The sequence below is a fragment of the Mycobacterium persicum genome (genome assembly GCF_002086675.1).
Taxonomy (GTDB): domain Bacteria; phylum Actinomycetota; class Actinomycetes; order Mycobacteriales; family Mycobacteriaceae; genus Mycobacterium; species Mycobacterium persicum.
Map to the genome: position 1 here is coordinate 1 of NZ_MVIF01000283.1, position 760 is coordinate 760.

Annotated in this window: 1 protein-coding gene; it reads right to left on the reverse strand. The window is 61.7% G+C overall.

Annotation, left to right across the window (positions count from 1 at the left end):
- Positions 1-759 (reverse strand): MFS transporter (locus tag BST40_RS28405; RefSeq protein ID WP_142276875.1); only part of this gene is annotated, 759 nt, incomplete at its 3' end.
- Position 760: the final 1 nt, after the last annotated feature.

Genomic DNA, 760 nt, shown 5'->3' on the forward strand with positions numbered 1-760 from the left:
ATCGATAAGCGGGAAGGCGGCGCGACGTTCGTGCTGAACAAACAACAGCAGTAACACCATTGCCACCACTAGCAATGTGATGATCAACCCGGGTTGCCGATCCAGCCTCGGGGCCTCGATGATCGCGTACGCGATCACCGCGATCGCGGGGGCAAACAACAGCTGCCCCGGCCAGTCGAGCTGAGTCGGATCAGGGTCTTTGGATTCGCTGACACTCAGTACCGTCAGTAGCCACACGATTGCGCCAAGAGGCACATTGACCGCGAAGACGCTGCGCCAGCCGAACTCCTCAACCAGGACCCCGCCCAATGCCGGGGCGGAACCCGCACCAATACAGCCAATGGCCATCCAGCCCGCTATCGCGCGTGCTTTCATACCCGGGTCGGGAAAAGCGTGGCTGAGCAACGCCAGCGAAAGCACCGAAATGAAAGCCGCACCCACACCCTGGACCACCCGGGCCACCGTGAGTATTCCGAGGCTGACCGGTACCGCGCAGATCACCGAAGCGGCCGCGAACACCGCTAGCCCAACGAAAAATCCGCGCCGGCGGCCATACCGATCGCCGATCAAAGCGCAGCTCATCAGTACCGCAGCCATACCGAGGCTGTAGCCGGCGACCGCCCACTGAAGACCCTGCTCACCGGTCTTATACACGGCTTGGATGCTGGGCAACGCCACGTTCACGATGTTGACGTCCACAAACACCATGAAGATTCCCAGACCGGTCGCCACAATCGTCAGCCGCTGGCGCGGCGTCATT